We start from the raw sequence: 3,777 nt of genomic DNA on the forward strand, positions 1-3,777 counted from the left end.
CCCGGGGCCCGGGGCGCCACCGGCCGCCGGGCGGGACGGCCCCACCGGAGCGGTGCCGCCGGTCGCCGGGGCTCGGTCACCCGGCTCCGTCCCGGTCGCGCGGCGGGAGGGGCGGTCGTCGTCGGCTATCGGCCGGCGGGCCCAACTCGGCACGGAGGCCGGGAGTCGGGCGGGGAGGTGGGCCTCGGCGGGGCGGGAGAACGGCTGGTCGGCGGCGCTGCGGACGGCCTCGGACCAGCGGGCCGGGCTGTCGGAGATCAGCTCCAGGTAGATCGACCGGAACGCGGCGAGGCTCTGCTCGACGGTGAACAGCTCCAGCGCACGCGCCCGGGCCGCGCCACCGAGGCGCTCCCGGCGGGCCGGATCGGTCAGCAGGTCCACGCAGGCGTCGGCGAGCGCGCGGGGGTTGCGGGGCGGGACCACCAGGCCGGTGCCGCCGATGGCCTCGCAGACCGCGCCGACGTCGGTGGAGACGGTGGCACGGGCGCAGAACATCGACTCGACCAACTGCACCGGGAACCCCTCGGTGACGCTGGAGAGCACCGCGACCGACGCGTCCGCGTAGGCGTCGGCGACGGTCGGCACCGCGGGCTCACCGACCTCCTCGAACCGCACCGGGTTGTCCCCCACGGCGTGGCGGTCGGACGCCTCGTCGGGAAAGAGGTGGGCGGCGAGCGACCGGCAGTGGGCGAGGTACTCCGGGTCGGTCCGGCCCCGCTGCGGGGTGGCGACCAGCCGCAGCCGGACGTCGGGCACCGAGCGGCGCACTTCGGCGAAGGCGTGCAGCAGTCCCACGAGGTCCTTGCCCGGCTCGACGACCCCCACCCAGACGAGCGTCGCCGCGGGCCCGGTCGCGGCCCCCCGGGGCGCGGCGCCGACGCGCTCCGGCCGGGCGGGAGCCGCGGCGGCCTCCGCTCCCACCGCGCCGGCCGGTACGGCCACCCGGGTGCTCTCACGGGCGACCCCGTGGAACGGCCGCGCGTCCATGCCCGGGTAGACCGTGCGCAACCGGCCTCGGTCCGCGCCGCACCGTTCCTGCCAGCGGCGGGTGTGGGTGTTGCCGGGGGTGATCAGCGCCGCCGCGGTGTACACCTCGTGCGCCAGCCTGGACTGGAACGCCGACAGCAGCGCCCGCACCGGTGCGGAGGGAGCCGAGGGGGCGACCGCGTGGGCGGCGCTGACGAGGTAGTGCTCGCGCAGGCGGGCACCGTGCTCGGTGACGAGCAGCGGTGTCCCGTGGAAGTGACGGGCCAGCAGCCCCGGGAGCGCCGCCGCACCCCCGCCCACGGCATGGCACAGCTCCACGGCCGCGAGCCCCGGGTCGCCGCCCTCCGTCCTGCCGGCGGCGAGCCCGTACCAGTCCAACGAAACGGGACGCAGCACCCGTTCGAGTCGCTCGACGACGGCGAGCAGGTCGGTGACCCGGGCGCTGTGCACGGCGCGCGGCGCGCCCGGAGCGCGGCACGCGGCCTCCAGCACGCGAACGGCCCCCTCCGACCGGAGCCAGCCGCTGAGCCCGCCGTGGTCCGCGGCGAGGTCCGCCAGGGCGTACAACCCGCCGCCGAAACGGTCCGCCACCCCGCCGGGGGCGGGGCCCACGGCTGCCCCCGCGTCGTCGTCCGAGCGGGAGTCGGTGGCCGGGGAGGCCTCCGCGGTCGCGGGGACGTCGGCGGTCGGTCGGAGGGCCGGGACGGGGGGCGCGGCACCGCACAGCGCGGCGGTGAGCTCGGCGAAGGCGTCGGCGTACCGGCGGCCGAGGCGCCGCGACACGCGACCGTCGCCCCGGTGCTCGTCGGGCGGCGGGCCCCAGAGCGGCGCGGTCCGCACGAGGGCCACGTTCGGCGGGAGCGCGCTGCGCGGCCCGGCGTGCTGCCGGGCGGTCCGGCTGAGAGCGCAGATCTCGAAGTCGTGGTCACGGAGGCCGCGCAGCAGCCGCTCGCACCAGCCGCCGGACTCGCCGCGCGCATACGGGTAGCCACCCTCGGTGAGCAGTGCTACGCGCACCGGTGCACCCCCTTCTCCCCGACGGACGGGACTCTCGGTAGTCGCCGCGCCGGGAGCGGTGGTGCGCCCCGGGCGGAACCTGCGGGAAGAAGGTAAGTCGCCGCACGGGCGCCGCGACGGACGGTTGTCCGTCCTGCCACCGGAAGGGGTGAAGAAACGTAACCATGCGCCCCCGCAAGCGTTACGGGAGTCCGGACAGTTGAGCGAGGTCGGCAGCTCACCGTCCGCGGTTGACGCGGCGTCGGCGGCGTCGGGCGGGCCGCGGGGTCCGCGCGGGGTCGGGAACCGAGTCACCCGTGCCGGCCGCGACAGAGGCCGCGCCCTCCGGCGGTGCGCGAGCGCCGGGCGGTGCGTCGGACCGGGACGCGACGGTGAGGGCGGTCCGGCGCGTACGGCGCCGGGAGACGCGGCGCCCGGGGCACCGAGCGCGGGGGCACGAGTCGTCGGGTGGGTCTCTCGTCCCCGCACGACGACGGCCGCGTCGGCACCGCCCTCCGGCCCCGCCGCGGCGCTGCGCGGTGGGATCGCGCACGGTGCCCGGGTGCGCGTCCGACGGGGCGGCGCGCGAAGCGGGTGGTCCGCGCGCCGGAGCGGATCAGCTACTGACCGGGTGCGGCCAGGCGTTGGCCTCGCACGTGATCCCGTTGATCGTCAGGAACTTGGTCTGCTGCATCATGACCGGGGCCAGGGCGCCCTCGGAGGGGCAGACGGCGTGGCCGTAGCCCACCCGGTGGCCGACCTCGTGGTTGATGAGCATCTGCCGGTACTCGTGCATGCGGTCCGGCCCGTAGGTGTCGGCGCCCTGCGCCCAGCGCCACGCGTTGATCATCACGCGATCGGTGGTGGCCGAGTCGCAGGAGACGTTGTCGATGGTGGTGTTGAGTCCCGACTTGGCACACCACTCGGCGGTGGTCCCCGGCGAGGCGAGTGTCACGACGAAGTCGTGGTTGCCGGAGGAGACCCGGGTGAAGGAGCGAGCGCCGTGGTTGGTCCAGCTCCGGGGGTCGCTCAGCGTCCGGTGGACGGCCTCGGCGAAGAGCTCCGGGTCCAGCCCGATGCCCTCCTCGACATCGACGCGGTAGCGCAGCTGCTCGGGGGCGTCCGGGAAGGTGCCGTCCTCGGCGCCCACGACCGGGACCAGTTCGCCGGTGCCGGTCAGCTCCGGGTCGAACGGGTCCTGCTGGGCCATGGCGTCGTCGTAGGAGAGAGCCGACTCCTCCGTCCCCTCGTCGACGGCGCCGCCGGTGCCGTTGGGCGACTTGTCGCCCTGCCCGGCCCCGTCCTCGCCCTCGATGTCCGCGGTGCCCTGGCCGGCGGTGGCACCGGGCTGCTCCGCCTCGGCCATCTGGCCCATGACGGAGATGGTCAGCACGGTGACGACGCCGGCGGCGGCGAGACCGGTGACGGTCCTGGCCCAGCTGCCGCCGACGCCGGTCGGCGCGGGCGGTGCGGGTTCCTCACCGTCGCCGTCGCCGTCGGTCGCCGTCGCGGGACCGGAGGTCGGCGGCTGCTCCGCGGTCGCTCCCGGCCGGGGACGGGGAGAGGCGCCGCGTGCGGGCTGCGACGGCCGCGGCAGCTGGTCGAATGCGTCGAGGTACTCCTGGCGCGGCCCGCTGTCCCGGCGGTGCGTGCCCCCGGTGGACATCGGGCCGGTCTCCGCGCCCTCGTCGGCCGGGTGCTCGCCGCCGCGTTCCCCGGCGCCCGCCGGGTACGACGTCGACGCCGCCGCGTAGGCGTGGCCGTGGGCCCCCGCCGCGGGCGCGGGTCCACGCC

The 3,777-nt window shown here is 77.1% G+C and carries 2 protein-coding genes; both read right to left on the reverse strand.

All coding sequences use genetic code 11. The features are described from left to right. Positions 1-2,004, reverse strand: a 2,004-nt coding sequence (locus HCJ92_RS22990) for a DUF3492 domain-containing protein (RefSeq protein WP_167935532.1), incomplete at its 3' end; no start/stop codon positions are given. Positions 2,005-2,599: 595 nt separating this feature from the next. Next, positions 2,600-3,777 (reverse strand): DUF3152 domain-containing protein (locus HCJ92_RS22995; protein ID WP_338054340.1); only part of this gene is annotated, 1,178 nt, incomplete at its 5' end.

The organism is Streptomyces spiramenti (genome assembly GCF_012034385.1).
GTDB lineage: Bacteria > Actinomycetota > Actinomycetes > Streptomycetales > Streptomycetaceae > Streptomyces > Streptomyces spiramenti.